Origin of the sequence: Actinoplanes sp. CA-030573, assembly GCF_050951115.1 — a bacterium.
Taxonomy (GTDB): domain Bacteria; phylum Actinomycetota; class Actinomycetes; order Mycobacteriales; family Micromonosporaceae; genus Actinoplanes.
This window is the reverse complement of record NZ_CP192038.1, coordinates 6,936,340-6,962,378: the sequence shown is the minus strand read 5'-3', so window position 1 is coordinate 6,962,378 and position 26,039 is coordinate 6,936,340. Positions and strand designations below refer to the sequence as shown.

The following is a 26,039-nucleotide window of genomic DNA, read 5'->3' as shown; positions in this document are numbered from 1 at the left end:
GGGCGTGCGATGGACATCGACGATGGATACGCCCGACGTCTGGCCGAGCTCAGCACGAAGATCGAGCAAGCCCGGCTGAGTCCCGAGATGGTGTGCGAGCGCGCGGCCGGGCTGCTGGCCGGCCGGGTCGGATGTGGCATCGACGAGGCGCACGCCCACCTGCGGCTGCTCGCGGCCCAGCGGGACTCCGATGTCGGCGCCGTGGCCGCCGCGGTGATCGCCACGCTGGAGACCCGGCGGCCGTTGCCGGCGACCGGCCTGCACCTGGTGCCGCCACCGATGCCGGGGACCGGTTTGCACCCGGTGCCGCCGCCGACGCCGGCGACCGGCCCGCACATCGTTCCGCCGCCGTCGGCGAGACGGCCGCGTGCGCCGGCGCCGCCGCCGGCGCCGGTGCCCCCGCCGGCCGACCCGAGCGACTCCGGATGGGCCGCCACCGTGCAGCAGATGCTGGACGGGCTGCCGGGCCGGCACATCGTGGTCAGCCCGGAGCGGGACGACCGCGGGAACATCGTCGACTACCGGGTCGCCGCCGTGAGCCCGTCGGTGGTGGATCTGTCCGGGCGTACCGGCGTACAGCTGATCGGTGATCGGGTGAGTGCGGTGTGGCCGGGCATCGTCGGCGGCTCGGTCTGGCGTGCGTGGGCCGATGCCCTCGGCGACGGGCAGGCCCGGACCGTCGCACCGGTGCCCTATGTGCACCGGGACGACGGGCACGAGACCGAGCATGTGCTGACGGTGCACATCCAGCCGGTGGGGGACGGTCTGCTCAATACCTGGGTACGTCAGGACGAGCACACGCGTCTCGCCGAGCGGATCGGGCAGACCGAGCGACTCGGCCAGCTGGGCTGGGGCGAATGGGACCTGATCACCGACGCGACCGTCTGGTCCGAGGGCCTGTACCGCATCTACGAGCGCGACCCGGCCGACGGCCCCCTGCCCCGGGAGGAGTCCGACGCGCTCGGGCTGCCCGAGGACGAGGGCCATCGCCGGCACGCGGCCGAGGCGTTCGGTCGCGGCGAGACCGTCGACGTGACGACCCGGTCCCGCATCAACGGCAAGGTCAAATGGCTGCGGGCGGTGATCGACGCCACCCGCGACACCGACGGCCGCCCTGTCAAGATCTACGGCATCATCCAGGACGTCACCGCCCGCGAGACCAGCCGCCTCAAGCTCGCCGAGGTCGAGGAACAGCTCCGCGAGCACCAGCGGAGCCTGGCCGCCGAGCACCGGGTCGCCACCCAGCTCCAGCAGATCGTGATCCCCATCCCGGAGGCGCCCATCGAGTTGCCCGAGCTGCGGGTCGGTGTCCGGTACCTGCCGGCCGAGCAGGCCAGCCGGGTGGGCGGCGACTGGTACCACGCCGACACCGCCGCCGACGGGGCGATCATCCTGGCGGTCGGCGACGTCGCGGGCCACGGCTTGCACGCCGCCACGACCATGGCGAAGCTCCGTCACGCCCTCGCCGCCCTCGCCGTGACCACGACCTCGGATCCGGCGACGCTGCTGACCCAGCTCAACCGCCTGCTCTGCTCCACCGGACCGTGGGCCGCCGCACCGACGGCCACCGCCGTCGTCGTCCGCTACCAACCGGCCGATCACACCTTGACCTGGGCGCAGGCCGGCCACCCCGGTCCTCTGCTGGCGTGCCGCGGCCGCACCACGGAACTCGATCGGCCGGCCGGTCCCTTGCTCGGCGCTCTTCGCGAGGCCGCCTACGCGACCGCCACCCGTACGCTGGGATCGGATGATCTGCTGGTCCTCTACACCGATGGGCTCGTCGAGAACCGCGCGCACAGCATGCGGGAGGGGCTGGCCGGCGTGACCGGGCTGCTCGACCGGGTCACCGCGGCGGCCGGGCCGCAGACCATGGAGGACTTCCTCACCCTGATGCGCCGGGCCAACCCGGAGGACGACACCTGCGTGCTGGTCGCCCGCCGATCCGCGGAACGAGGCACGCCGTGACCGGCGCGCGTGGCCGGGAACCGGCAGTGAACCTCCTGCGCCGGGAGTTCGGGCTGAGCGGATTGGTCGAGCTGCGTCATCAGGTCGAGCGCCGAGCGCTCGACTGCGGCCTCCGGGACATGGCGCTCTATCGATTCGTGGTCGCGGTCAACGAGATCACCACCAACGCCGTACGCCACGGAGGCGGCCACGGTCGTCTCGAGCTCTGGCGAGCGGCCCGGCGCCTGCACTGCCGGATCACCGATCACGGCCCCGGCCTGCCCGCCGGTCACCGGCCTCGCCGCCCCGGCACGCACGACGCCAGCGGACGCGGACTCTGGCTCGCCCAGCAGAGCTGCGGCGACCTGACCATCGAGACCGGAAGCCGCGGCACGACGGTCAGCCTCTCCGTACCGGCCGGATAGGACGATGTGAAAGCGGGCCGGTCGCGGGTCACCGGCCTGTCGTCGGATCGGAGGTGCGGCATGTTCGGCTGGCAGGTGGAGAACCCCGGCCCCGACGTCCGGCGGGCCTTGGTGCGGAAGCCGATGGAGATGCCGCGGCCCGGGCCCGGCGAGCTGCTGGTCGCGGTGGACGCGTGCGGCGTGTGCCGCACCGACCTGCACGTGGCGTCCGGTGAGCTGCCGGTCCACCGCCCGGCGGTGGTGCCCGGCCACGAGATCGTGGGGCACGTGCTGGAGACCGGCGACGGCGTCACCCGCTTCGGGCCGGGCGACCGGGTCGGCGTGGCGTGGCTGCGGTGGACGGACGGAACGTGCCGGTTCTGCCGGAACGGCGCGGAGAACCTGTGCCCGCGGTCGCGGTACACCGGCTGGGACGCGGACGGCGGGTACGCCGGCTGCACCACGGTCCCGGCCGACTACGCGTACGCGTTGCCGGCGGGCTACTCCGACGCCGAGCTCGCGCCGCTGCTGTGCGCGGGCATCATCGGCTACCGCGCGCTGCGGCGGGCCGAGCTGCCACCGTCCGGACGGCTCGGCGTCTACGGCTTCGGCGCGTCGGCCCATCTGACGGCTCAGATCGCGATCGCCGAGGGAGCCCGGGTGCACGTGCTCACCCGCTCGGCGCAGGCCCAGAAGCTGGCGCTCGAGCTGGGCGCGGCGTCGGCCGGTGGCGCGTACGACGAGCCGCCCGAGCCGTTGGACGCGGCGGTGCTCTTCGCGCCGGTCGGCGATCTCGTCCCGGTGGCGCTACGGGCGCTGGACCGGGGCGGGACGCTGGCGATCGCCGGCATCTATCTGAGCGACATCCCGGCGCTGAACTACGAACGCGCCCTGTTCCAGGAGCGGACCGTCCGCAGCGTCACCGCCAACACCCGGCGGGACGGGCGCGAGCTGCTCGAGTTCGCGGGCCGGCACCGGCTGCGGGTGGCCGTCACGCCGTACCCGATGGACCGGGCTCCGGACGCGCTGGCCGACCTCGCCGCCGGCCGGGTGAACGGCGCCGCCGTCCTGCTCCCCTGAGAGACGCCGGGACCCTGGACCCGGCCGACCGCCCCGCGCATCGCATTCGGGACCTTCGACCCCTTCAGCTCGGGTTCATGGACCCGGGTGGGCGCCGCGCGGCGGGAGGAGAGTCAGAGACATAAAGAGGCTTTCTGAGGAGGAACGATGACCATCGCCGGCCGGAGCCACGCGGCCCACCTCGAGCAGGTTGAGGCACCCGGCTCCATGCTCACCAAAGCCGCGGGTCGCCGACCAAGGGCTTCCTGGCGAGCGTCGACGTCGGCCCGCACTGGCTGCAGACCACCTTCCACGACATCGCCGGCGACCCGTGGGCGAACTGGCTGTTCATGCTCGGCCTGCTCGGCATCGGGGTCGCGCTCATCCTCGGCATCGGCCTGCGCATCGCCGCCGGCGCCGCGGTCGCCATGATGGCGCTGATGTGGCTGGCCGAGTGGCCGCTCGCCAAGGGTTCCGCGAACCCGATCACCGACTACCACTTCATCTACGCCGTCGGCGCCGTCGTGGTGGCACTCACCTATGCCGGGCACACCTGGGGACTCGGCAAATGGTGGGCCTCGCTGCCCCTGGTGCAGAAGCACCGCTGGCTGATCTGAGACTCCGCCGCTTCCCCGCCCGGGCCGGATCACCGGCCCGGGCGGTCTGCTGTGCGGCCGCGAGCGCCGCGGTCACGAACTCAACTTCCCGGCGTGATCCGGTACGAACGTCTGCATGTCACGTGGCGTTCGCTGGTAACCGATCGACGGTGGCCGCGGCGGCAGCGACAGGGGAACGCGTACCACCTCGTGGTAGGGAATCGTGGAGATCAGATGGGCGATCATGTTGATCCGCGCCCGCCGCTTGTCCTCACTGTCCACGACGTACCAGGGCGCCTCGGGGATGTCGGTGTGCAGGAACATCTCGTCCTTGGCCCGCGAGTAGTCCTCCCACCGGCTGATCGACTCGAGGTCCATGGCGGAGAGCTTCCAGCGCCGCATCGGGTCCTGCAGCCGGGATCGGAAGCGTTCCTCCTGCTCGTGGTCGCTGACCGAGAACCAGTACTTGCGCAGCAGGATCCCGTCCTCGACCAGGAGCCGTTCGAAGATCGGGCACTGGTGCAGGAAGCGCATGTACTCCTGCTTGCTGCAGAAGCCCATCACCCGTTCGACGCCGGCCCGGTTGTACCAGCTGCGGTCGAACAACACGATCTCCCCGGCGGCCGGGAAGTGCTCGACATAGCGCTGGAAGTACCACTGCCCGCGCTCGCGCTCGGTCGGGGCCGGCAGCGCGGCGATGCGGGCGAGCCGCGGGTTGAGATATTGCGTGACCCGCTTGATGGTGCTGCCCTTGCCGGCCGCGTCCCGGCCCTCGAAGACGATGACCACGCGGGCGCCCTGGACCTTCACCCATTCCTGCAGCTTGACCAGCTCGCCCTGCAGGCGGAACAACTCCGCCTCGTACGCCTGCTTCGGTAGTCGCCTGGTTTGTTGGTCCTTGGCCACGGTCGCTCACCTCTCCGTACCGCGTCGGCGCGAGCGCGTGGTCATCCGGCGGAGCCGGCCGGTTCGCCGTCATGGACGACATGGGCCTCGGGCCCGGGGAAGATCAGACCGACGTGACCGTTGTCCAGCCAGCGCACCTCGTACGGCGGTGTGCCGTCGGGGTTGCGCAGGGCGGTGACGACGCCGACGCGGACGGCGTCGCCCACGTGCGTCCCCTTGACGACGATGCGGTCTCCTACGTACGCGATCATCGTTGCCTCCTGAGTCGAGCCGGAACTCCGGACTCCGGGGTGTCTTCGCTCGGAGCCGGAGGGCGTCACCTCATCGTCGCGCCGGTCGTCGCCGGGTAAAAGGGGCACGAGCCGGTTCGGCGGGATCAGGAAAGGACGTCGGTGACGTCGCGCCGCGGGGCGGGGTGGCCCGGTGTGCCGTAGCCGAAGCGGATGACGATCTGCGGGAACCCCGTGCGACCCAGGGAGCGGCGCAGCTGGTCGCGGGCGGCCGGCACCTCGATCGGCTGGCTGATCATCGAGGTGTCCAGGCCCGCGGCGGTGGCGGTGAGCAGCACCTTCTGCATGGCCTGGCCCGCGGCGAGCTGGTCGGTGACCCGATCGCCGCCGACCCCGAGCACACCGACGAGCGGCTCCGGCTCGTAGTCCCGTCCCGCTGCCCGGCGCCGATCGGTGAACAGCCGCTGGGGCAACAGGTCCTGCGGCTCGCCCACCGGGGCGCCGGCGTGCGCCGGCACACCGTCCGGCGCCAGGTCGGCATGGGTCCAGGCGGCGAGCTCGGCCTGATAGTGGTAGTCGCGCCGCAGTACCCGATCCGCGCTGTACGCGATCTCGCTGAACGCGGTGAGCGCGGTCGTGCCGACCAGCAGGTCCAGCCACGCCGACTCGCTACGTGCGGCCTGCAGCAGTGCCATCCGGACGTCGGCCGGTACCGGGTCCGGCCAGAACGGCCCCCGGTTGCTGTAGCGGCGGGCGACGGCGGCGTACAGGTCGCGCTCGGCGTAGGTCGCCGGTCGCGGCCGGCCGGGCGTCAGCCGGGCCGCGAAACCGGGGTCGGCGGTGTCCGGATGCAGCGCCACGACCGGGGGCAGACCGGCGGCGGCCAGCGCCAGCCGGGCGTTGAACGTGGCGGCCCCGCAGGCCAGGCGGGCGGCCCAGCCGGTGCGGTCGGCCGTGAGCTGCCGCTCGGGGTCGACGTGGATCTCGACAGCCCCGGCGCCCAACCGGATGCGCCACGGTTGGCTGTTGTGCAGTGACGGGGCTCGGATGGCCGCCTCGGCCGCGAGCCGCAGGTGGGACTCGCCGTAAGCCGAAGCGACCTCACCGGTGGGTGTCGCGGTCGCGCGTTGCATGGTCGTACCTCGGGATTCACGTGGCTCGTCGGTGATGGAGCCAGGAGCTACCACGGTGCCAGGCGGCGGTGGTTCCGGTCAGAGGCTTTGGTCCTGTCGGCGGCCGGACCTTTCGCGGATGTCGGCCCCGCACCCGCCGGTCAAGGTCATACGATGCGAGCGCGGACGCGCACATCTACCCCTGGAGCACCCATGACGGAGCGGCACGCCGAGGGCCGGCTGGCCTCCGGTCAGTATTGGCAGAGCTGGAGCGGCCCGGCACCAGGCGGCCTGGTCGTCGTCGTGCACGGCGTGCACGAGCACAGCGGCCGATACCACTGGGTCGCCGAGCGACTTGTCGCCGCGGGCTACGACGTCTATGCCGTGGACCATCCGGGGCATGGCCGGTCGCCGGGCCGGCGGGGAAACATCACGAGCATGGCCACGGCCGTGGACGGCGTGGACGCGGTGACCCGGTTGGCCGCCGAGCGGGTCCCGGGCGTACCGGTGTTCGTCTACGGGCACAGTCTCGGTGGGCTGATCGCATTGCAGTACCTGACGGGGCAGCCGGACGATCGGATCAGCGGCGGGATCATCTCGGCGCCCGCCCTGGACACCAGCGCCGCAACCCCCGCGCAACGACGTCTCGCGCCGTTGGTGTCGGCACTGGCGCCCAACCTCGGCATGCTGACGCTCGACCTGGAGGCGGTCAGCCGTGATCCGGAGGTGGTCGGCGCCTACCGCGCCGATCCGCTGAACTACCTCGGCAAGATGACCGCCCGCACCGGCACGGAGCTCATGGTGACCGCCACCGCGATGCCGGCCCGGCTCGCGGGGCTCACGATGCCGCTGTTCGTGCTGCACGGCGGGGCGGACCGGCTCGTACCCCCGGCGGCCGGCGCGCTCGTCCGCGAGCACGCCGGCTCCCCGGACCTCACCCTCAAGATCTACGAAGGCCTCTACCACGAACCGCACAATGAGCCGGAGCGTGAGCAGGTGCTGGCCGATATCGTGAGCTGGCTCGACGCCCATCGATGAAACCGGATCTCGGGATCTGGGAACACAGCGCATGGCCGAACCGGGGACGGGCGGCGAGCCGTACTCCACATCGGATGCCGGCAGGTCGCCTTTCACCCGGAGGACTTCGCCCGTCGTCTGCCCGATCGAGGTCCCATGCCAACGAAACCGAGGTCCATCCGCTCGAAGATCGTCCTGGCTCTGCTGGCGCCGGTGGTGGCGCTCACCGCGCTGTGGGTGATGGACGTGCGGGCTTCGCTCACCGACGCGACCGCACTGCGCGACACCTACAACACGCGCGACAACGTGAGCCTGCCGTGCGATCGGATGGTGGCCGCTCTGCAGGCGGAGCGCACGAGATCGGCGGAGCTCCTCGCCGTCTCCGGTGGTGACGCTGCCGGTCTGCGTACGCAACGGGCCGCCACCGACGCGGCGATAGCCCAGTTCCGGGAACTGTCGCGCCGTTACCGGGGGAGCGGTGTCTCGGCCGAGATCACCCGGGCGCGTATCGCCGACATGGCGATCAGCCTCGACTCCCTGACCCTGGTGCGGGCCCGGGTCGACGCCCGGGAGGCCACCCTGACCTCGGCCCTCAGCGGCTACACCGGCATCATCCGCACCGCCTTCAGCGTCTCGAACGCCGCCGCGGCCTCCAGCGACCCGCTGGTGGAACGGGTCATGCGCACCATGGTCGCCATGCGGCGGGCCGGGGAGCTGCTCTACCAGGAGGACGCGCTGCTGACCGGCGCCACCGCGGCGGGGCGCTTCGGCAGCGGCGAGTACGTGCAGCTGGTCCAGATCGTGGGGGCGCTGCGCTTCCAGATCCCGACCGCCGGCTCGACCCTGCCGGCGCCCGATCAGGCGCGGTTCAAGGGCATGCTCAGCGGTCCCGCCTTCGCGGCGCTGCGGTCGGCCGAGGACCAGGTCATCGAGACGGGACGCCCCGGTGGGCCGGTGGGGATCAGCGCCGGGGTGTGGAAGGCGACCGCGACCCCGGCGCTGGGCCAGCTGTTCGCCTTCATGACCGACGGCTACGACCACGCCGTCACGTTCGCGAAGCAGGCCCGCGACCGGATCCTGATCCGGTTCGGCGTCTCCGGCCTGCTCGGCCTGCTCGCCATCGTGGTGTCCCTGGTCGTCGCCGTGCACATCGGGGGCTCGGTCGTCCGGCGGCTCTCCCTGCTGCGGACCGCGGCCGCCGAGCTCGCCCGCCGGCGGCTGCCGGAGCTGGTCCGGCGGTTGCGGGCCGGCGAGCGCATCGACGTGGACGGCGAGGCGCTGCGCCTTCGCCTGGGCGACGACGAGATCGCGGAGGTCGGCGCCGCGCTGACCGACGTGCACCTGAGCGCGGTCGAGTCGGCGGCCGGGGAAGCGGCCATGCGGTACGACCTGAACAAGGTGCTGGTCAACATCGCCCGGCGCAACCAGGCGCTGCTGGACCGCCAGATCGAGGCGCTCGGGCCGATGGACGGCACCGGCGCCCGGGCGCACCAGCTGGCCGTCCGGATGCGCCGGCACGCGGAGCATCTGGTCATCCTGGCCGGCTCGGCGCGCAGCCGGCGCGGGCTCGGTCCCGAGTCGCTGGCCTCGATCCTCGCCCGGGTGGCCGGCGAGACCGAGCACGCCGAACGGGTCGTCATCGAGCCGGTGGTGAACGCCGAGGTGCCCGAGCACGCCGTCGCCGATCTCGGCCATCTCGTCGGTGAGCTGCTGGAGAACGCGATCGCCTTCTCGGCGCCGGACACTTCGGTCCGCCTGTCGGCCCGGCGGGGACCGGACGGGATCGTGGTGGAGATCGAGGACCACGGCATCGGGATGTCGCCGGCCGCGATCGAGGAGACGAACGGCCGGCTGGCGCAGCCGCGGGAGTTCGATCCCGCCGACAGCGCCCGGCTCGGCCTGTTCGTGGTGGCGACCCTGGCCGCCCAGCACGGGATCGGCGTGACCCTGCACCCGGCCGGCGGTCGCGGCATCCGCGCGGTGATGACCCTGCCGGCGGCGGTGGCCGTCCCGGCCGAGGAGGCGGCGCCGGCGCCCGCCCCGACCGGCCGGTCGGACGCGTCCCGGCTGGTCGGGATGGCGGTCCGTGGTCAACGAGGGACGGCCCGGAACCACTCCTGGCGGTCGGCCGGGTCGGGGCCGCGCCGGGGCAGCGCCGGCGGGTCCTCGCCGGTGACCGGTGCGTAGTGGTCGAACCGGGCGGTCAGCACGGCCTCGCCGCCGGTGAGGTCGGGCAGCGCGCCCACCACCTGCGGCACCCGCGACGACGGCAGGACGCCGCTGACCTCGAGGTACCCGCCGGCGGTGGCGGTGTCGTGCAGAACCGCACCGGCCCGGCCGAGCAACGCGGCCACCGCGTCGAACGTCTCCGGCGGCAGGTTGACGTCGAACCGTTCGATCGGCTGGCACACCCGGGTTCCCGCCCGGCTCAGCGCGGCGCTGACCACAACCGGGGCGAGGTTGCGGAAGTCGGCGGCCACACTGGAGACCGACTTGTCGAACTTCTGATGCGGTTTGCTCTGTCGCGGCCAGTACTGCGAGGAGGTCATGGTCACGACGCAGTCGGTCACCGGCCAGCCGTGACGGCCCTGGCGCAGGGCGGCGCGCACGCCTTCCTCGGTGGCGGCCACGAACGCGGGCGGCAGCCGCCCGGGCTCGATGCCGGGGCGGAACTCGATGCCGTGCCCGGCCGGGGCGGCCTCGATGCGCAAGCCGATCCCGGCCAGGTACGGGTTGCCGCGCTCCTTGATCCGTTCCTCGGCCGACCCGGTGCCGGCGACCCGCTCGATGCAGGCGGTCAGGGTGCCCGAAAACCTGGCCTTCACGCCGTACCGCTCCTCCAGCAGGGCGGCGATCACCTCTTTCTGCACCTCGCCGTGCAGCCGGATCACCGCCTGCGCCTCGTGCTCGTCGAGCCGCAGGTCGACCAGGGGATCCTCGTCGGCGAGCTCGGCGAGGCCGGCGAACAGCGCCAGCCGCTGGGCCGGGTCCACCGGCTCGACCAGGGCCTGGCGGGTCGGCGGCGGGAACCGGTAGAGGTGCCGCCGCGGCGGGTTCCCGATGTGCTGGCCGATCCGCGCCGGCAGCCCGCGCACCGCCGCGATCTGGCCGGCGGACGCCGACGGGCGCACCAGAACACCGTCGGGCTCACTCACGGCGATCTGTGTCACCCTCTGCGGCCGGTTGCGGTCGAGCGACACCCGGTCCCGTACGCGCAACTGGCCGGACCAGACCCGCAGCCAGGCTCGCCGGCCGTGGTCGTCGCGGTCGACGGCGAACACCGTGCCCGCCAGCGGCGCATCCCGCTCGTCGCCGTGGGGCAGCAGGTCGACCAGGACGTGGCGCAGCTGCGACACGCCTGCCCCGGTGACCGCCGAGCCGTGGACGACCGGGAAGAGCCGGTTGTCGCGTACGGCTTCCCGGATGGCACGCCGGACCTGGCGCACGCGGACCGGCTCGTCGGTGAGCCACCGCGCCGCCACGGTGTCGTCGAGCTCGGCGGCCGCTTCGACGACCGTCTCGGCGTCGAGGCCGAGGGCACGCACCCGCGCGGTCCGCTCGCCCTGCCCGGCGACCGTGGTCAGCACGAGCGGGCGGGTCGCGAGCCGCTCGCGCAGCTGGGTCACGACCCGCTCCACGTCGGCGCCGCGGCGGTCCACCTTGTTCAGGAAGAACACGGTCGGCACGCCGATGCGGCGCAGCGCCCGCCAGATGGCGACGGTCTGCGGCTGGACGCCCTCCACCCCGGAGACGACCAGGACGGCCGCGTCGAGGACGGCCAGCGACCGCTCGACCTCGGCGATGAAGTCCGGGTGGCCGGGCGTGTCGAGCAGGTTGACGGTCAGGTCACCGAGCCGGATCGAGGTGACGGCGGCCCGGATGGTGATGCCGCGCCGGCGCTCGAGCTCCATCGAGTCGGTGCGGGTGGTGCCGGCGTCGACGCTGCCGGGCTGCGACACCGCGCCCGCCTCGAACAGCAGGCGTTCGGTCAGGCTGGTCTTGCCGGCGTCAACATGGGCGACGATCCCGAGGTTCAACGAGGCCAAAGCGGAACTCCACGGTAGGACGGTCAAGGGTCCGGAGCGTGGAAGCTGCTCGCATGGTCACTCCTCGTCGTGATCGGGTCGGCGGCGTGGCCGTCGCGCCGCGCCGGACATCACCGTCGCACGCCGCTCACCGGGCCGCCACCGCTTTTCGCGGCTTGCGCATGGCGGCTCTCCACCGTCCCGCGTTGTGGATGGCGGCTCGAAGTTGTCGTACCCGCGTGGTTAAGTCGCTCCCACCCACCAGGGCGGGGGAGGCGGTGGGCCGGCGACGGTTTCGGCCGCGATCGCGCGCAGCGCGTCGAGCACGGCTCGCACCGACGCCCGGTGCAGGGTCTCCGGTCTCGTCAGCACGTCGATGTGGCGGCCGGCCCGCACGTCGGCGAGCGGCCGCAGCACGAGCCGCGGGTCCGGCGCCGTCGTGTGACCGGGCAGCAGCGCGAGCGCCTCGCCGGCGGCGGCCACCGACGCGGCGACCGTGAACTCGTTGATCCGGTGCCGGACGTCGAGCGCGCGCCCGGCCAGCGCCTCGATCGCGGTCAGCACGCCGGTCAGCGGGAACCCCTCGTGCACGCTGATCCAGGGCCAGGCGCTCACGTCGGCCGCGGTGAGGCGGTCCCGCGCGGCCAGCGGATGGGTGGCCGCCATCGCCACGTACAGCGGCTCGTGGATCAGCGGGACCACCGTGAGGCGGTCGGCCGGCCAGGGCGGGCTGTGTGCCAGCCGATGCGCCAGCACCAGGTCGTAGTCGCCGACCAGGGCCGGGAAGTCGGCCTGGGCCACGTCGCGGTCCGCGCACCGCACCGGCGGCCCGCCGGTCTCGGCGAGCCGGGTGATCAGCGGCGCGAACCAGGTCAGGCCGGCGCTGTGGAACGCGGCCACGGTGACCGGCGTACCCGGCGCGTCGAGGTAGTCGCCGACGGCCCGCGACGCCCGGTCGAGTGCGGTCATCACCTCGACCGCGGCCGCCGCCAGGGCGCGACCCGCCTCGGTCAGCACCAGCCGCCGGCCGCTGCGCTCGGTCAGCGGCACCGGCGCTCCCCGTTGCAGGACGTTGAGCTGCTGGGAAACCGCCGACGGGGTGATGTGCAGCGCGCGGGCGACGGCGGCGACACTGCCCCGTTCGCCCAGTTCGCGCAGCAGCCTCAGGTGATGCGGATCCATTAGTCCCACTACATCGTCGATTCAGCAGATGGCGTCTTGTCTACCGTATCGGCGGGACGGAGGCTTCCGGTGTGACGGGAGACCTTCTGCTGGTGGCCGTGGCCGTGATCTGGGGAAGCAGCTACCTGGCGGCCAAGACGCTGGTCGCGGCGGGCGGGGTGCTGGTCGTGCTGGCGCTGCGCTATCTGGTGTCGGCGGCGGCGATGCTGCCGCTGATGATCGGCCGGCGTCCGGCGCGGGGCGAGGTGTGGGTGGGACTTCTGCTCGGCGGCACGCAGGCGTCGGTGCTGGCGCTCGAGACGTACGGTGTGTCGCGCACCAGTGCCACCAACGCCGGCGTGCTGATCAGCCTCACCATCCTGCTCACGCCGCTGCTGCAGGGCGGCCTGCCACCGCGGTTCTTCCTGGCCGCCACGGTCGCGACCGGTGGGGTGGTGCTTCTGGTCGCCGGCCCGGGCCTGCGTACGCCGTCGGCCGGCGACGCCCTGATGCTGGGCGCGGCCGTGGTCCGGGCCGCGCACGTCACGCTCTCCGGGCGGCTGAGCAGGCCCGCTTACGACACGGTCACGCTCACCACGTTGCAGACCGTGGTCGGTGCGGTGGTGTTCGCCGTCGCGGCCGGTCCGGCCCTGCTCCCGGCCGCCACCGGCCTCGGCGCCGACGCCTGGCTGGGCGTGCTGTACCTGGCGCTGGGCTGCAGCGTCTTCGCGTTCGTGGCGCAGCTGTGGGCGGTGCGCCGCAGCTCGGCCGCCCGGGTGAGCCTGCTGCTGGGCACCGAGCCGGTGTGGGCGGTGCTGATCGGCCTGAGCCTCGGCGGCGAGCGCCTGACCGTCCTCGCGGCGGCCGGCATCGCACTGGTCCTGGCCGGCGTCTTCTGGGGCCAGCGGATCGAGCGCGCCCACCGCACCGTTCCGGCCCCGGCCGCCGTGCCGGTGGGCTGATCCCGGTCCTACATGCCGAGCTCGCCGGCCCGGGCCACCGCCGCGTCGCGGTCGGCGACGCCGAGCTTGCGGTAGATCGACCAGGCCCGCGTCTGCACCGTGGCCGGCGCGGTGTGCAGCTGGAGCGCGATCTCGCCGAGGGACAGGTGGGTGGCCAGCAGCGGGAGCAGGCGCAGCTCGTCGGCGGTCAGCGAGGAGGCGCCGTGCCCGGCGAGGGGCAGCCCGCCCAGCTCGGACCGCAGCTCGTCGGCCTGCGCCCCGAGGTCACCGAGGTCGGGGCGGCGACGGCGGATCTCGGCGGCCTGCCGCAGGACCGCGTCGGCGCCGTCGGCGTCGGCCAGCGTGAGATAGGCACGAGCCATCTGGAGCAGCGTCTGCACGGAGACGACCGGCAACGCGTACGTCAGAAGGGGCCGCAAGTGGGTCGCCCGGACCAGATGCCGCCGGGCCGCCGCCCGGTCGCCGCGAAGCGCTGCGGCCAGCCCGGCCTGGGCGAAGATCAGCGCGCTGGACCAGTACCCCTCGAAGTGCCCGTCCTCGACGATCGCCAGCGCCCGCGCGGACAGCGCCTCGACCGCGGCCAGGTCGCCCCGGGCGGCGGCCGGGATGCAGCGTTCGGCCAGCACGAGGGCGGCCACCGGCGGCGACCCGGCCGCGAGCGCGTCGTCGAACGCGGAGGCCAGGATCGGGTCGGCCCGGTCGAGGTCGTTCTCGAGCAGGTGGGAGATGCCGACATAAAGCGTGGTGGTGACGCGATAGGGGCTGTCCGGGCCGAGGCCGGCCGAGCTCTCGCGGGCGTCGCGCCGCATCGCCTCGACCCCGTCCCGGCCGAGCAGGGCACGCAGATAGGCGAGAACGCTTTCCATGGTGCTGCCGTCGGCGAGCACACCGGACTTCTCGCCCCGCTCGGCGACGGCCACCCACCGGTCCGCCTCCCGGGCCCGGCCGAGCAGCGCCAGGATGAGCGCCCCGTGCACGGCGATGGCCGGGTAGCGTTCGACCGCGCGGCGTTCGTCGAGCCATTCCATCCAGCGCAGGACGGTCTCCACCCGGCCGCTCGCCCAGACCGGCTGGATCGCCTCCAGCACCAGCTCGGCGACGAGATCGGCGTCGCCAGCCGCCTGCGCGTGCCGGATGGCGGCCTCCGGCAGGCCGTGGCACCGCAGCCACCGCGCCGCCCGCAGGTGGAGCGGAGGGACCGACTCCGGCTCGCGCCGCCGCAGCTCGGTGCCGAGCAGGCGACGCAGCAGGTGGTGGTAGCGGTACCAGTGCCGGTTGCGGTCGACCGGGATGACCAGCATGTTGCGGGCGGCGAGATCATCCAGCACCCCGGCCGAACCGGCGGCCTCCAGCACCGCGTCGCACAGCGAACCGGTCATCCGGTCCAGCACCGACGTCCGGACCAGGAACGACGCCTCCGCCGGCGACACCCGGTCGAGCAGCTCGAAACGCAGATAGTCGAGCATGAGAGTCTCGGTCTGCGCCAGGGCGAAGCCGGCCGCCCGGTGCGGGGTACCGGCCCGGATGGAGAGGGCGGCGAAGTAGAGGCCCGCCGCCCAGCCCTCGGTGCGGGCGATGAGGTCCTCCACGCCGATGGCCGGCAGGTCCACCGCGGCCCCGGCGATGAGCTGCCCGGCCTCGTCCGGATCCATGGCGAGCTCGGCCGCTCCGATCTCGACGATCCGGCCACCGGCCCGGAGCCGCCCGAGCGGCAGCGGCGGCGCGTTCCGCGACGCGATCGCCAGCTGCCACCCGCTGGGCAGGGTGAGGGCGAACTCGGCGAGGACCCGGCGCGACTCGGGATCGGTGATCGCCTCGGCCGAGTCGATCGCGATCGAGAACGGGCCGAGCGCGCTGAGCGCGGTGGTGAGCTCGAACATGGCGGCGACACCGAGGGTCGACGAGGCGACGGTGTCGAAGGCGGCCGAGGCGCCGGGGTCCACCCGGCCGAGCGCCGCGCCGAGACAGGTCAGCAGGACGGCGGGATCGTTGTCGTCGTCGTCGCAGGAGAACCAGGCCGCGCGGGGGCCGCGGCGTTTCACCCACTGCGCGAGAAGTGTGGTCTTGCCGTATCCGGGCGGGGCGGCCACGGCGATCACCGGAACGTCGCTCACCGCGTCGAGGCGATCGAGCAACGCCGTACGGGTGACGGTGCCGGCCCGGTCGGCGGGTGGCTCGATCTTCGCCTCGAGCAGCTCGAACGGCGGCGCGGCGGGGGCGACGCCGCGCTCCGCCGGGTCGTGGCCGGCCTGGGGGTCCACGCCAGTGAACTTACCGCGCCCGGCACCCGGCACGCCGTCCCGTCACTCACTGGGCCGCCCGCGCGGCCGCGGACCGAAGGGGATCGCCGGTGCACGAGTCGCCGGTTCCGGTGCCCGTTCGCACCTTCTTCATTGACAGTTAACAAAGCCGTCACAAGACTCCGGCTGGAGAGCGCTCTCTTCGTCCCCCCACTGCTGGTAGGTACAAGAAAGTAGGGAAGCGCATGAATGCTGTCCCCCGATGGCGCCGCCGTGGGCTGGTCGCGGCACTGGTGCTGAGCGTGGTCGCCGCGCTCGGACTCTTCGGCACGACGCAGTTCGCCTCGGCCGCGATCGTCGGCAACACGATCGCCGGGCCGGGCGGGAAGTGCGTCGACGTCAGCGGCGACGACACCGGCGTCAACGGCACCGCGGTCCAGCTCTGGGACTGCCAGGCCACCAGCGTGGACCAGCACTGGAGCTGGAACGGCAGCGCGCTGACCACGATCGGCCGCTGCCTGGACGTGACCAGCGGCGGCACCGCCAACGGCAGCAAGCTGCAGCTCTGGGACTGCAACGGCACCGGGGCGCAGGCGTGGGTGCAGCAGACCAACGGCACCCTCAAGAACCCGCAGTCCGGCCGCTGCATGGACGCGCCGGGCGGGGCCACCGCCAACGGCACCCGCCTGCAGATCTGGGACTGCAACGGCACCGGAGCCCAGGCGTTCACGGTCACCACCGGGACGACGAACCCGGGGACCTGTCCGACCTACTCCGACACCCCGGACCTCGGCCCGAACGTTCACATCTATGACCATTCGATGTCGGATGCCACGATCCAGTCCTCGCTGGACAGCGTCTTCAACGCGCAGAAGGACACCCAGTCGGCGCAGTTCGGCACCCGGCGCGACGCGCTGCTGTTCAAGCCGAGCACCACGCCGTACGCGGTCGGCGCCAACATCGGCTTCAACACCTCGATCCTCGGCCTCGGCCAGAACCCCGACGACACCCGCATCAACGGCGCGGTGACGGTCGACGCCTTCAACGCGAGCGACGCCGGCAACGCGACACAGAACTTCTGGCGCTCGGCCGAGAACCTGTCGGTCAACACGCTCGGCGGGACCAATCGCTGGGCCGTCGCGCAGGCCGCGCCGTACCGCCGCATGCATGTCCTCGGGGGTTTGAACCTGTTCCCGGCCAGCTACGGCTGGGCCAGCGGCGGCTACATCTCCGACTCGAAGGTCGACGGGAACGTCGAGTCGGCCTCCCAGCAGCAGTGGTACACCAAGGACAGCACGCTGGGCAGCTGGAGCGGCTCGAACTGGAACATGGTGTTCTCGGGCACCAACGGCGCGCCGGCGACCAACTTCAACACCAACCCGGCGGCCGGACCGCGCTACACGACGCTGGCGACCACGCCGGTGTCGCGCGACGTGCCGTATCTTTACCTCGACTCGGCCGGCAAGTACCGGGTGTTCCTGCCCTCGCTGCGCACCAACGCCTCCGGGCCGAGCTGGGCCAGCGGCAGCACGCCGGGAACGTCGCTGCCGATGAGCAACTTCTACGTCGTGAAGCAGGGCGACTCGGCGGCGAACATCAATACGGCGCTGGCCAACGGCTGCAACCTCTTCTTTACGCCGGGCATCTACCACGTGAACCAGACGCTGCACGTCACCAAGGCCAACACGGTGGTGCTCGGCATCGGCTACCCGACCATCATTCCCGACAACGGCGTCAATGCGATGGACGTGGCGGACGTCGACGGCGTACGGCTGAAGGGTCTGCTTTTCGATGCCGGAACCACGAACAGTGACACCCTGCTGAAAGTGGGCCTGGCCAAGTCGGCCGTGTCGCATGCGGCCAACCCGACGACGGTGCAGGACGTCTTCTTCCGGATCGGCGGAATGGTCGCCGGAAAGGCCACCAACAGCCTGGTCGTCAACAGCAACAACACCATCATCGACCACACCTGGGCCTGGCGCGCCGATCACGGCGCCGGGATCGGCTGGACGGTGAACACCGCGGACAACGGGCTGACCGTCAATGGCGACAACGTGCTCGCCACCGGCCTGTTCGTCGAGCATTACCAGAAGAACGAGGTCGTCTGGAACGGCGCCAACGGCAAAATCGTCTTCTTCCAGAACGAGATGCCGTACGACCCGCCGAACCAGGCCGCCTGGATGAACGGCTCGCAGAACGGTTACCCGGCCATCAAGGTGGCGTCCGGGGTCACCACGTTCGAGGCGTGGGGTCTCGGTAGCTATTGCTTCTTCAACGTGAACAATTCAGTCTCGTCGCTGCGCGCCTTCGAGGTGCCGGCGGTGGCCGGCGTGAAGTTCCACGACATGGCGGTGGTCTCGCTGGGCGGGGTCGGCACCATTTCGCACATCATCAACAACACCGGGGGGCCGGCCAACTCGACGACCAACAACGTCTATCTGGTGTCGTTCCCGTAGGCTCGCTCACCCGCAATCCGGTCAGCGGCGGGCCGGCGTCGGAGGCAATCCGACGTCGGCCCGGCGGGCGGTGGCGGGTACGCTGAGCAGCCCGCGTTGGATTGAGGAAGCAATGAATCCGCAGGTCACGGCCGAGGACTACGCGGCGTGGACGGAGGAGCAGTGGAGCCGGCGCTGAGCATCGCCGACCACGTGGGGGCGGAGCCGCTCGAGGACGCCGAGCGGGTGACGGCCTATCTCGACAGCGGTTACCTGCTGATCGACATGATGGACGTCGAGCGGGATGTGCTCGATCCGGCGCAGGAGATCCTCGGCGGGTCGTCGATCATGACGGACGGGGAGTGGCTCTGGCGTCAGGATCTGTCCTACTACGTGCGTCGCCACCATGTCGCCCTGCCGGCGGAGCTGCTCGCGCGCATCCGGGAACGCCACTACACGATGCCGGCGGTCGAGGAGAAGCGGCTGATCGCCCTTACCGAGTACGCCGAGCAGCTCGCGTTCTGAGCGCGCGCGGCCCGCTGCCGCGGCCGGCCGTCACCCGGCCGCGGCGAAGCCGGCCCGGGTCAGGAACGTCAGCCTCGCCCGCTTGTGGCCCAGGTCGATCTCCGGGCCCAGCGTGAACCCGTGCCGCTCGAGGCGGCGTACGGCCTTCTCGTTGCGGATGTCCGGCTCGGCGATCAGGCGCCGGTGGGCGGGGTCGCCGAAGGCGAACCGGAGCAGCGCCGGGACGGTCAGCGTGCTCAGGTGCGGCAGGACCACGTCGCCGGGGGAGAGCAGCAAGTGGATGCCGAAGTCGCCGGGCTCGACCGGGTAGCGGTCGCCCACCGGGTCGTGCTCCGGCTCGTACGTCTGGAAGATGCCGATGGGCCGCTCGTCGATGCGGATGAGGTACGCGTGATGGGTCGCCAGGCTGTCGACGAACTCGTAGATCTCGCGGACCTGACCGACGGTATGGTCGCCCATGCCCCAGAACCGGTTGCGCGGCTGGACCACCCAGCCGTGCACCAGCCCGGCGTGGACCGCGGGGTCGAGCGGTATCAGCGTCAGCTCGCCCAGCCCGGGCAGCTTCTCGGCATAAACGATCATGGCAACTCCACGGAAGCGAAGGCGGGGATCAGCGAACCGGACGACCAGAGCGGCAGCTGGTCGAGGAAGTGGGGCGATCCGGGCGACCCGGCCGCGCCGAACGGGACGATCCAGCGGCTGCGCCTGCGGTCGGTGAGGTCCCAGACGTAGCGGGCGACCGGGCCCCGCCGGCAGGCGTCGCTGACGCCGGGGATGCTGGTCGTGCACAGCACCGAGTCGTTCGAGCCGGACAACTCGGTGCGGGGCACCTCCGCGTCCAGGCCGGGCAGCAGAACCGGGTGCAGCAGGTGCCGCGCGCCCCAGGGCCCGGCGGCCGCGAAGGGTGGCCCGGAGGGCGGCGGAACCAGTGACGACGGGTCGAGACCGAGGCCGGCCAGCACCCCGTCGAGGGCCAGTCCGATCCGGGCCCGCGGATCGGTCCAGGGCGCGAAGAGCGGATCGTAGGGCGACGGCGCGAACAGCGGCCGCAGCGCGGGATGCTCGTGCAGCGCCCGGGCGACCGCGTCGCGCCACGCGGCGTGCCGGCCGGCGTCGAGGCTGCCGGCGGGCATCGCGGTGTCCATGTGGATCCGCTCCGGCGGCGCGCCCGCGTCGAGCAGCTCCCGGATCCGCCGGGCCCGGGCCGGCGGCGAGAAGTCGACGCCGTACGGCGCGGTGTCCGGCCGCCGGTCGTTGGCGTTGACCGCGCTGGTCACCTCGGTCCGGGCCATCGGGGCCCAGCCGGGCTGCCAGGCGTACCGGGGGTCCCCGGCCGGGACCGGCACGTGCCGGTTGCGGTCGTCGCGGATCGGCACCCGGCCCGCGGTCAGCTGCAGGACGCGGCCGGTGGTGTCGGCGACCAGCACGCTGTTGACCGGCTCGACCCAGCGGGACAGGGCGCCGGCCACGTCGTCGACGGTCCGGGCCCGCAGCAGGGGCAGCAGCGCGCCGAAGCCGAGGTCCGATCCGGCGCGGGCCGGGGTGCGCAGGCTGAGGTTGCCGTCGACGACCGGGCCCCGCTCGGTCTCGACGATCTCGACCACTTCGGGTGCGGCGTCGCGTACCGGAATGGTCTCGGAGAAAGCATGCAGCGGCGGATCGCGGAAGTCCTCGATGTAGAGGTCCTGGTAGTCGGCCATCGCGTTGGTGACGGCCCAGGCCACGCCCTCGGTCTGCCCGAAATGCTGCACGCCCGGCACGCCGGGAAAGGTCAGCCCGGCCACGTCGAACTCCGGGCAGGTGAGCTGGATCTGCTGGTAGACGCCGGGCAGCTCGAGCAGGCGGTGCGGGTCGCCGGCGATCAGGCCGGGCACCGCCCAGGCGTTGCTGCCGGACGCGGACGGGCCCTCGATCGCGAACCAGCCGGCCGCCGCGGGGCCGAGCGTGCGTTCGACGTGCGCGCGCCACATCTTGTTCGGGAAGGTGCCGAAGAGGATGTGCTGGACGAGGAAGACGCCGAGCGCGGACCACGGCTGCCACGCGACACCGCCCGCCCGTACCCCCTCGGTGTAGGCCCGCAGCCAGCTCTTCGTCTCGGTGCCGAGGGTGGCGAAGCAGCGCCGGGCGGTGTCGTCTAGCCGGGCCCGCCGCGCGAAGCGGTCCCACGGCAGGCCGGCGCGGCCGGTGATCTCGGCGAGCCGGCCCTCGGAGCGGCGGCGCTCGACCTCGATCTGCCGCCCCCGGTCCTCGGCGGTCACCCGCCCCTGCAGGTACGCGAGCTCGTCGGCCGAGCCGGCCCGCAGGTGCGGGATCCCGTGGTCGTCGCGGAGGACCCTCATGAGGCGATCGGGTTGTCCAGCGTGCCCGCGAAGATCAGCGAGCCGGCCTGGTCGGTGAGGTCGACCATCTGCAGCGTGTCGCGCAGCTGCAGCCGGTTGAGGCAGGAGTGCCGGAAGGTGGGCCGGAAGAGGTCGAGCCGTCCGGCCAGCGCGGGGTGGTCGGCCGCGTGCCCGCGCACGCAGTCGCGCACCAGGCCCCAGAACTCGTCCGCCGGAAGCACGCCGTCGACGTCGAGGATGCCGGCGAGGTGCCGCAGGAACCCGTCGAACACGTCGGTGAACAGAGCGAGCTCCTTGATCTCGTCGGTGACGTCGATCCGGATCCTCGCCACGGCCGGCGGCAACGGCCGGTCGTTCATCACCGCCACCTCCTCGCCGATGTCCTTCATGAACACCCGGCGCGGCACGTGGTTCTCCAGCACGAGGATCAGGTTCTCGCCGTGCGGCATGAAAGCGAGGTCGTGCGCGAGCAGGCAGTGCACGACCGGCCGCAGGTAGGCGCGCAGGTAGGCGGCGACCCACCCGGCCGGCGTCTGGCCGGAGGCCTTGATCAGGGCGGTGACCAGCGCGTCTCCCCACCGGTCCCGATGCAGCAGGCTCGCCATCGTGGACAGTCGTTCGCCTGCGGCGAGCATCGGCACCGGGCTCTCGCGCCAGAGGGCGGCCAGCATCTTCGTGTACGCCGAGGAGGTCCCGGTGCGGTGGTAGGCGTCGCCGGTGTACCCGATCGCGGCCCGTTCCCGCAGCACGCCGAAGCCGCACGCGCGCAGCTCGTCGTCGCCGCTCACCAGCTCGGCGACCCACTCGTTGATCGGTGGGGTGGCCCGCATGTACCGCGGCGACAGCCCGCGCAGGAAGCCCATGTTCTGCACGGCGATCGCGGTCTTCACGTAGTCCCGGTCGGGCCGGTCGACGTTGAAGAAGGTGCGGATCGACTGCTGCGCCCGGTAGCGGTCGAGCCCGGCGTCGAGCGGCACGATCGCGCGGCGCGCCACGTCCGGCGCGAAGGTGACGGCGATCTTGTGCTCCCACTGCCACGGATGCACCGGCAGATAGCGGTAGTCGCCCGGATCGAGGCCCTCGGACCGCAGCTTGCGCTCGAAGCGGTCGAGGGTCTCGTCGCCGAGCTCGTCGCGGTAGTGGTCCTCCTCCGGCCGGGCGGACACGAACAGGCTCTCGCTCTTGCGGATCGCTACCCAGCGCAGGCGGACCGGGCGGCCGGCCTCGGGTGCGTACGCCTCGTGGTCGCGCAGCCCGAAGCCGATCCGGCCGTTGTTCGCCACGAAGCCGGGGTGGCCCTCGGTCATCGCCGCCTCGATCGCCTGGAAGTCGGCGTGCACCAGCTCCTCGGCCGTCTCCCGCCGGTGATGGTGCTTCCAGGCGGCGCCGGCCAGCGTCGCGGAGATCTCCTCCAGGTACGTGCCGAGCAGCTTCTCCGGGATGCCGAGCGTCTCCCGCAGACCGGCGATGAAGCCGAGCGCGTCCAGCGGCCCGCGCAGCGAGTGCGGGTCGACCACCCAGTGCTCCAGGGGGAACCGGCGGGCCCGGAAGGTGAGCTCGCCGAAGCGGTAGCCGTCGCCGTCGGGGACCGGTTCGATCAGGCGCTCGTGGCTGAACTCGGCCAGCGCCTTGGCGATCAGGCGGCGGTGGGCGTGCTCGATCGCGGCCGGGCTCAGGTGCGGGGTGCTCATCTCGTACGCGCCGCGGGTGCAGAAGCTCAGCCGGGCCACCTTGTCGTGCAGCTCGATCTGCCGTTCCTCGACGAAGCCGGCCTCGGCGTTCTTGCGGGCGATCGCCGCGTTGCGCACGTCGGGCTCGACCACCACCCGTTCGACGCGGGGGTCGGCGAAGCAGAAGTCCAGGACCGTGCGCATCACCGCCGAGGTCACTCCGGATCGGGGCGTGGTCGGCGGCGCGACCAGCACGTGCATGCCGAGATCGCCGGGCCGCACCGGATAGTGCGCGGCCAGCTCGCTGTGCGCCGGGTCGTAGGTCTCGGCCAGGAACAGGGGAGTGCCGTCGTCGTCGAGGCCGAGCCAGGCGTGGTGGTGCGGGTTCTCCGCGATCCGGCGGTACTCGGCGCGGACCCGGTCCGGGCCGGCGTCCTGCATTCCCCAGAAGTGCGACCGCGGGTGGGTCACCCACGCGTGCACCAGGCCGAGGTCGCGGTCGATGTCCAGTGGTACGAGCCTCACGAGGTCACCAGCGTCCGGGGAAGGCCGGCGGTCGGCGCGCCGAACTGCTGGAAGGCGATCCGCCGCTCGATCGGGTAGACCTCGCGACCGGTGAGCCCCTTGATGATCACCGAGTTGCGGTACGCGCCCATGCCCAGGTCGGGGGCGGTGAGGCTGTGCGTGTGCTCCTCCGCGTTCTGCACGAAGATCTCGGTGCCGGCGGCGTCGATCGAGTAGTCGACGGCGACGTCGAAGCGGCCGCGCTCGTCCCAGCGGATCCGGTGGCGCACCGGGTCGAGGAAGGACGGCACCCGCGGCGCGTAGCCGGTGGCGAGGATCAGGCCCTGGGTGATGGCGGTGAACGAGCGGCCCTGCTCGGCGTGGTGCAGCGCCAGCGTGTACCGCTGCGCGGGCTCGTCCCAGATGACGCCGGCCAGCTCGGCGCCGGTGAGCAGGGTCGTCGGGACCGGACCGGCGACGCTCTTGGCGTACAGCGTCTCGTGGATCGCGTCGATCAGATCCCCGCTGATGCCCTTGTAGAGGTGGCGCTGCTCGCGGGCGAGCCGGTCGCGGGTGCCGGCCGGCAGCGCGTGGTGGTAGCGGATGTACTCGGGTGAGGTCATCTCCAGGGTCAGCTTGGTGTACTCCATCGGGAAGAAGCGCGGCGACCGGGTGAGCCAGCTCAGGTGGTAGCCGTGGCGATCGATCTCGCCGAGCAGGTCGTGGTAGATCTCGGCGGCGCTCTGCCCGCTGCCCACCACGGTGATCGAGTCGAGCCCCTGCAGGCGCGCCTTGTTCGGCAGGTAGTCGGCGCTGTGCACGTACGGGCCCTGGTCGGCGACGGCCGGGACGCGCGGCGCCGTGCCGATGCCGAGCACCAGCTTGCGCGCCCGGAACGTCTCGCCCGCCGCGTGTACGAGGTAGGCCTCGCCGTCGTGGGTGACCGTCTCGACCGGGGTGTTCCAGCGGATCGACGGCAGCTGGGCGGCGACCCACCGGCAGTACGCGTTGTACTCCGCCCGCAGCGGGTAGAAGCTCTCCCGGATGTAGAACGGGTACAGCCGGCCGGTGTGCTTGAGGTAGTTGAGGAACGAGAAGCGCGAGGTCGGGTCGGCCATCGTGACGAGGTCGGCGAGGAACGGCACCTGGATGGTGACGCCCTCGAGCATCAGGCCCGGGTGCCAGTCGAAGCCGGGCCGCCGCTCGAGGAAGACGCCGTCCAGGCCGGGCAGGTCGGCGGTGAGCGCCGCGAGACCCAGGTTGAACGGGCCGACGCCGACCGCGACGAAGTCGTGCGTACGCATCAGGCCATCACCGGCGCCGCTGCCCGCTCGCCCGCCAGGTCCCGGCCGATCTCGCGGATCAGGTCGAGCACGTCGCGCAGGTGGGCCATCGTGGTGTTCGGGTTGAGCAGTGTGAACTTCAGCCAGTGGTGGCCGCCCGCGGTGGTGCCGGCGACGATGGCCCGGCCGTCGTGGAACAACCGCTGCCGCAGCCGGGGCGTCAGCACGTCGCACTCCGGCACGCTCAGCCCGGCCGGGCGGTAGCGGAAGAGCAGGGTGCTGAGCGTCGGCGCGGCGAGGACCTCGAAGTCGGGGTCGTCGAGCAGGTGCCGGTGCGCCTCGTGGGCCCGGTCGACCACCGCGTCGAACATCTCGCCGATCCGGTCCGAGCCGATCGCGCGCAGCGTCATCCAGAGCTTGAGCGCGTCCAGCCGGCGAGTGGTCTGCAGGCTCTTGTCCACCTGGTTGGGCACGGTGGCGGCGCGCGGGTTCAGGTAGTCGGCGTGCACCGCGATGCGGCCCAGCGCCTCGCCCCGGCGTACCACGATCGCGCTGGAGCTGACCGGCTGGAAGAAGCTCTTGTGGAAGTCGACCGTCACCGAGTCGGCGCGCTCGATGCCCTCGAGCAGGTGCCGGCGGCGGTGCGAGGCCAGCAGACCGCAGCCGTACGCGGCGTCGACGTGCAGCCAGATCCGGCGCCGTTCGCAGACGTCGGCGATCGCGGCGAGCGGGTCGATCCGGCCCAGGTCGGTGGTGCCGGCGGTGGCGACGACCGCCATCGGGGCGCCGTCCGCGTCGTCGATGGCGGCGGCGAGCGCGGCCGGATCCATCCCTCCGTCGCGGTCGGTGGCGACGCCGACCACGGCGCCGGGGCCCAGGCCGAGGACGGCGGCCGACTTGGCCACGCTGAAGTGGCTCTCGGTGGTCGCGAAGATCTTCCCGCCGCCGGTCTCCTCCCGTGCCAGCAGGAGGCCGTGCAGGTTGGACTGGGTGCCGCCGCTGGTGAAGACGCCGTCCGCGTCCGGGCCGAAGCCGATCCGCCCGGCGGTCCAGTCGATCAGGCGGCGCTCGATGAGCGTGCCGGCCGTGCTCTGGTCCCAGGTGTCCACCGAGGAGTTCACCGCGGCGATCAGCACCTCGGCGCTCAGCGCGGGGATGACCACCGGGCAGTTCAGGTGGGCGACGTAGGCCGGCTCGTGGAACCAGACGGCGTGGTCCAGATAGAGCCGGGCGACCTCGTGCAGCGCCGCCCCGGTGTCGCCGAGCGGGCGGTCGAGGTCCACGGCGCCGACCTGGTCCCGCAGGTCCTCGACGGACGCGCCCGAGTACGGGCCGCGCACCGCCTTCACACGGTCGGCGAGCAGCGCCGACGCGTGCCACACCGCGGACGTGTAAGCGTCCAGAGTGGACCCCGAGAACAGATGCGGGGACACGGATCCTTCCAAGGCTGCCTCCTAAGGTTAGCCTCACCTAACTTGCGCAGCCTAGCGGGTGACGTGTGTCCGCGGGAACAGGGGGCTGCTGTCTGAGGTAGCCGGCCTAGGCGAATGTCCGGGGACGGACAAGGCGGCGGCATGGCCCACCATTGCGTCTTTGCCGAAATTCCGCTATGCCGGTCGCCGGCGAT

General features: G+C 72.4%; 20 protein-coding genes. 9 read left to right on the top strand and 11 right to left on the bottom strand.

Going from position 1 to position 26,039, the window contains the following annotated elements; genetic code table 11:
- Nucleotides 1-9 precede the first annotated feature (9 nt).
- The 4 genes from ACQP2F_RS31990 to ACQP2F_RS31975 all read left to right on the top strand — a co-directional run bounded on the left by ACQP2F_RS31990 (nucleotide 10) and on the right by ACQP2F_RS31975 (nucleotide 4,024).
- Nucleotides 10-1,965, top strand: coding sequence for a SpoIIE family protein phosphatase (locus tag ACQP2F_RS31990; RefSeq protein ID WP_433293999.1), 1,956 nt, complete (start codon nucleotides 10-12; stop codon nucleotides 1,963-1,965).
- Entirely contained in the window at nucleotides 1,962-2,369 is a 408-nt protein-coding gene (locus tag ACQP2F_RS31985) for an ATP-binding protein (protein WP_433293997.1), read from the top strand. Before ACQP2F_RS31990 ends, ACQP2F_RS31985 begins: the two co-directional genes overlap by 4 nt.
- A gap of 60 nt (nucleotides 2,370-2,429) precedes the next feature.
- Nucleotides 2,430-3,428, top strand: a complete 999-nt coding sequence (locus ACQP2F_RS31980; RefSeq protein ID WP_433293995.1) for a zinc-binding alcohol dehydrogenase family protein — start codon at nucleotides 2,430-2,432, stop codon at nucleotides 3,426-3,428.
- A gap of 329 nt (nucleotides 3,429-3,757) precedes the next feature.
- On the top strand, nucleotides 3,758-4,024 hold the full coding sequence (locus ACQP2F_RS31975) for a hypothetical protein (protein WP_433293993.1): 267 nt from the start codon (nucleotides 3,758-3,760) through the stop codon (nucleotides 4,022-4,024).
- Between the two features lie 72 nt (nucleotides 4,025-4,096).
- On the opposite strand, the gene ppk2 is transcribed toward ACQP2F_RS31975, so the two are convergent.
- The 3 genes from ppk2 to ACQP2F_RS31960 form a co-directional block, all read right to left on the bottom strand.
- Entirely contained in the window at nucleotides 4,097-4,909 is an 813-nt protein-coding gene (gene ppk2, locus ACQP2F_RS31970) for a polyphosphate kinase 2 (RefSeq protein ID WP_433293991.1), read from the bottom strand.
- A gap of 41 nt (nucleotides 4,910-4,950) precedes the next feature.
- Nucleotides 4,951-5,160 carry a DUF1918 domain-containing protein gene (locus ACQP2F_RS31965; RefSeq protein ID WP_433293989.1) on the bottom strand — a complete coding sequence of 70 codons (210 nt, stop codon included), beginning with the start codon at nucleotides 5,158-5,160 and terminating at the stop codon, nucleotides 4,951-4,953.
- Nucleotides 5,161-5,285: 125 nt separating this feature from the next.
- The gene (locus ACQP2F_RS31960; RefSeq protein WP_433293987.1) at nucleotides 5,286-6,272 is read right to left on the bottom strand and encodes an Acg family FMN-binding oxidoreductase; all 987 of its coding nucleotides are present in this window, start codon (nucleotides 6,270-6,272) and stop codon (nucleotides 5,286-5,288) included.
- Between the two features lie 192 nt (nucleotides 6,273-6,464).
- Between ACQP2F_RS31960 and ACQP2F_RS31955 the strand changes: the two genes are divergently transcribed.
- Entirely contained in the window at nucleotides 6,465-7,289 is an 825-nt protein-coding gene (locus ACQP2F_RS31955) for an alpha/beta hydrolase (protein ID WP_433293985.1), read from the top strand.
- A gap of 135 nt (nucleotides 7,290-7,424) precedes the next feature.
- Entirely contained in the window at nucleotides 7,425-9,455 is a 2,031-nt protein-coding gene (locus ACQP2F_RS31950) for a sensor histidine kinase (RefSeq protein ID WP_433293983.1), read from the top strand.
- Here the strand turns inward: ACQP2F_RS31950 and ACQP2F_RS31945 are convergent.
- Entirely contained in the window at nucleotides 9,359-11,314 is a 1,956-nt protein-coding gene (locus ACQP2F_RS31945) for a GTP-binding protein (RefSeq protein ID WP_433293981.1), read from the bottom strand. The two genes, ACQP2F_RS31950 and ACQP2F_RS31945, sit on opposite strands and share 97 nt — an antisense overlap.
- A gap of 222 nt (nucleotides 11,315-11,536) precedes the next feature.
- Complete coding sequence (locus ACQP2F_RS31940; protein ID WP_433293979.1) at nucleotides 11,537-12,475, bottom strand: LysR family transcriptional regulator; 939 nt, start codon at nucleotides 12,473-12,475, stop codon at nucleotides 11,537-11,539.
- A 71-nt stretch (nucleotides 12,476-12,546) separates the two neighbouring features.
- Here ACQP2F_RS31940 and ACQP2F_RS31935 point away from each other — a divergent pair, with 71 nt between their 5' ends.
- Nucleotides 12,547-13,416 carry a DMT family transporter gene (locus ACQP2F_RS31935; protein ID WP_433293977.1) on the top strand — a complete coding sequence of 290 codons (870 nt, stop codon included), beginning with the start codon at nucleotides 12,547-12,549 and terminating at the stop codon, nucleotides 13,414-13,416.
- Between the two features lie 8 nt (nucleotides 13,417-13,424).
- On the opposite strand, the gene ACQP2F_RS31930 is transcribed toward ACQP2F_RS31935, so the two are convergent.
- Nucleotides 13,425-15,677, bottom strand: coding sequence for a LuxR C-terminal-related transcriptional regulator (locus ACQP2F_RS31930; RefSeq protein WP_433293975.1), 2,253 nt, complete (start codon nucleotides 15,675-15,677; stop codon nucleotides 13,425-13,427).
- A gap of 224 nt (nucleotides 15,678-15,901) precedes the next feature.
- Between ACQP2F_RS31930 and ACQP2F_RS31925 the strand changes: the two genes are divergently transcribed.
- Together ACQP2F_RS31925 and ACQP2F_RS31920 are read left to right on the top strand one after the other, a co-directional pair.
- Nucleotides 15,902-18,112: a ricin-type beta-trefoil lectin domain protein gene (locus ACQP2F_RS31925; RefSeq protein ID WP_433293973.1), complete on the top strand. Its 2,211-nt coding sequence runs from the start codon at nucleotides 15,902-15,904 to the stop codon at nucleotides 18,110-18,112.
- A gap of 147 nt (nucleotides 18,113-18,259) precedes the next feature.
- Nucleotides 18,260-18,616 (top strand): hypothetical protein, encoded by a 357-nt coding sequence (locus ACQP2F_RS31920; RefSeq protein WP_433293970.1) that lies wholly within the window; start codon nucleotides 18,260-18,262, stop codon nucleotides 18,614-18,616.
- A gap of 30 nt (nucleotides 18,617-18,646) precedes the next feature.
- Here ACQP2F_RS31920 and ACQP2F_RS31915 read toward each other — a convergent pair whose 3' ends face one another.
- From ACQP2F_RS31915 to ACQP2F_RS31895, 5 genes are read right to left on the bottom strand one after another with little or no spacing between them, the layout of a single operon-like run.
- Nucleotides 18,647-19,195 (bottom strand): GNAT family N-acetyltransferase, encoded by a 549-nt coding sequence (locus ACQP2F_RS31915; RefSeq protein ID WP_433307674.1) that lies wholly within the window; start codon nucleotides 19,193-19,195, stop codon nucleotides 18,647-18,649.
- Nucleotides 19,195-20,955 (bottom strand): penicillin acylase family protein, encoded by a 1,761-nt coding sequence (locus ACQP2F_RS31910; RefSeq protein WP_433293968.1) that lies wholly within the window; start codon nucleotides 20,953-20,955, stop codon nucleotides 19,195-19,197. Before ACQP2F_RS31910 ends, ACQP2F_RS31915 begins: the two co-directional genes overlap by 1 nt.
- Nucleotides 20,952-23,150, bottom strand: a complete 2,199-nt coding sequence (locus ACQP2F_RS31905; RefSeq protein WP_433293966.1) for a GNAT family N-acetyltransferase — start codon at nucleotides 23,148-23,150, stop codon at nucleotides 20,952-20,954. The genes ACQP2F_RS31910 and ACQP2F_RS31905 overlap by 4 nt, the downstream gene beginning before the upstream one ends.
- On the bottom strand, nucleotides 23,147-24,433 hold the full coding sequence (locus tag ACQP2F_RS31900) for a lysine N(6)-hydroxylase/L-ornithine N(5)-oxygenase family protein (RefSeq protein ID WP_433293964.1): 1,287 nt from the start codon (nucleotides 24,431-24,433) through the stop codon (nucleotides 23,147-23,149). Before ACQP2F_RS31900 ends, ACQP2F_RS31905 begins: the two co-directional genes overlap by 4 nt.
- Nucleotides 24,433-25,845 (bottom strand): pyridoxal phosphate-dependent decarboxylase family protein, encoded by a 1,413-nt coding sequence (locus ACQP2F_RS31895; RefSeq protein WP_433293962.1) that lies wholly within the window; start codon nucleotides 25,843-25,845, stop codon nucleotides 24,433-24,435. Before ACQP2F_RS31895 ends, ACQP2F_RS31900 begins: the two co-directional genes overlap by 1 nt.
- Between the last annotated feature and the right edge of the window lie 194 nt (nucleotides 25,846-26,039).